The 2,124-nt window shown below is 62.4% G+C and carries 2 protein-coding genes; one reads left to right on the forward strand and one right to left on the reverse strand.

What is annotated here, in order from left to right:
• On the reverse strand, positions 1-1,430 hold a 1,430-nt coding region (pbpC, locus tag GHO42_RS02405), incomplete at its 3' end, for a penicillin-binding protein 1C (protein WP_371928112.1).
• A gap of 91 nt (positions 1,431-1,521) precedes the next feature.
• On the opposite strand from pbpC, the gene GHO42_RS02410 reads away from it, so the two are divergent.
• The gene (locus GHO42_RS02410) at positions 1,522-1,815 is read left to right on the forward strand and encodes a hypothetical protein (RefSeq protein WP_095001099.1); all 294 of its coding nucleotides are present in this window, start codon (positions 1,522-1,524) and stop codon (positions 1,813-1,815) included.
• The last annotated feature ends 309 nt before the right edge of the window (positions 1,816-2,124 follow it).

Below are 2,124 nucleotides of genomic sequence, written 5' to 3' on the forward strand. Positions count from 1 at the left end.
GACAGCATGCGCCGCTCGCGCAGTTCGTCGTCGGGTTGCAGCCGCAGGTTGGCGCTGCGCCCTTCACGTGCCAGGGCGCTGTAACCGCTGACCAGATCTTCCAGACGGCTGCCGGCGCCGCCCAGAATCAGCGCCAGATTGGGCTCGGCCAGTGCTGGCAAACTCAAGGGCACGCCACCGTTGCGCATATCGGCGGCAAAACGCTTGGGCCCATAGGCTTCAAGCAGTTGTACGGCGGGCAAGTTGAGCGAAGTGACCAGCGCGGCACTGGCCGATACCGGCCCGCTGAAACCCATGGAGAAGTTGCCCGGACGATAGTCGCCATAACGCCGCGGCACATCCTGCAGCAGCGATTCAGAGTGAATCAGCCCAGCATCCATGGCCATGCCGTACAAAAACGGCTTGAGGGTCGAGCCCGGCGAGCGCATGGCGGTGATCATGTCGACATGGCCAAAGCGGCGTGCATCGTTGATGTCCACCGACCCCAGATAGGCGCGTACGGCCATGTTTTCGGTTTCGACCACCACAATGGCCGCCGAGGTGTGATCGGGCAAACGGGCGCGCCAGCCCAGCAGCAAGTCTTCGAGGCGACGCTGCAAACTGGCGTCGATCATGGTACGGATCAGTGGCGGGCTGCCGGGGCGGTTAAGGCGTCGCGCCAGCAAGGGTGCAAGGCTCGGTTCAAGGCGCGGTGCCAGCAGCAGCGGCTCCTCCAGAGCTTCATCCACCGCCGGCTGTGGCCACACCCGGTACTCGGCCAGGCGACGCAGCACCTTGTCCCGAGCCACTTGTGCGCGTTGCGGGTGACGGTCGGGGCGCAAGCGGCTCGGCGCTTGTGGCAACACGGCGAGCAGGGCTGCCTCGGAACGGGTGAGCTGCTGCGGCGACTTGCCCAGATAAGCCCAACTGGCCGCAGCAACACCCTGCAGGGTACCGCCAAATGGCGCGCGATTGAGGTACAGCTCAAGAATCTGCGGCTTGCTCAGATGCCATTCCAGCTGAGCGGTGCGCCATAGCTGACGCAATTTGCCAGGCAACGTCCGCTCATGCGGATCGAGCAGGCGTGCAACCTGCATCGACAACGTGCTACCGCCTGATAACACCCGCCCGCCGCTAAGGTTTTGCCAGGCCGCACGGCCCAGCGCCAGCGGGTTGACCCCGGGGTGTTGAAAGAACCAGCGGTCCTCGTAGGTCAGCAAGGCATCCAGGTACAGCGGCGACACGTCTTCGACATGCACCGGGTAGCGCCACACACCGTTGGCATCGGCAAAGCGCCACAGTGGCGTGCCGTCTTCGGCCAGGACAACGCGGGCCTGGTCATCCTTGGGCAACGGCAGCGGCCAGATCCTGTCAGCCAGCCACAGCAACGTACACAGCGCCAGCAGGCCGCCAGCCGTCCAACCCAGTAATTTTTTGATCCCTGGCCCCACTCAAACTCACTCGCTACGCAACTTGCACCATGAATGGATGCCTAATGTGTATATCTGGCACAGTGGCCACCTTACTCATCGGAACCTGACCATGCACGTCGAAAGTTTTATTGGAAATCTTGGCCTGTGGCTGGGCACGCTGGTGCGTTTTATCGTCGAGACCCTGAACGGCCTGTTCGGCACCATCACTGAGGCAGGCAGCAACTTTGTCGACGGCATGGCCCGGGCGTTGGGCATGGACACCTCGATCATCAGCATTGCGGTGTTGATCATCGGCCTGTTGTTTTTGTACAACGCCGTGCGCGCCTTTATCCGCGCCTCGATCATCGGCGGTGTGATCTGGCTGGTGCTGGGGCTGTGGCTCTTGAGCTGGATCATCAGTTGAGCTCTTACTCCTGTGGGAGCGATGCGCCAAACCTGTAGCCGCTTTAGCCGCTGTGGCGGTTTAAGCGGTACATCGGGTACATATCCGGCATCTGCGGTTAACTGAAGTATCGGTTTCGCCCTTACGGCGAGTCCCTTTTTGAAGGACCAAAAAGGAACCAAAAAGTCCTCGCCCTACCATACGGCCGACTCGCCAAGGCTCCCCGGTTCCCTCTCTCCGGCACTGTTATGGGGGCACGCCGCGACGGGCCATCCATGGCCCATCGCGGCTGGCGCGGCGTCCTGCCGCGCCACCCCCATAACAGCACCT

The organism is Pseudomonas sp. FSL R10-0056, assembly GCF_009600105.1.
In the GTDB taxonomy this organism is placed as follows: domain Bacteria; phylum Pseudomonadota; class Gammaproteobacteria; order Pseudomonadales; family Pseudomonadaceae; genus Aquipseudomonas; species Aquipseudomonas bubulae.

Excerpts from the sequence above, each read along its gene's own strand:
- GHO42_RS02410 (WP_095001099.1), top strand. The coding sequence starts at position 1,522 with ATGCACGTCGAAAGTTTTATTGGAAATCTTGGCCTGTGGCTGGGCACG.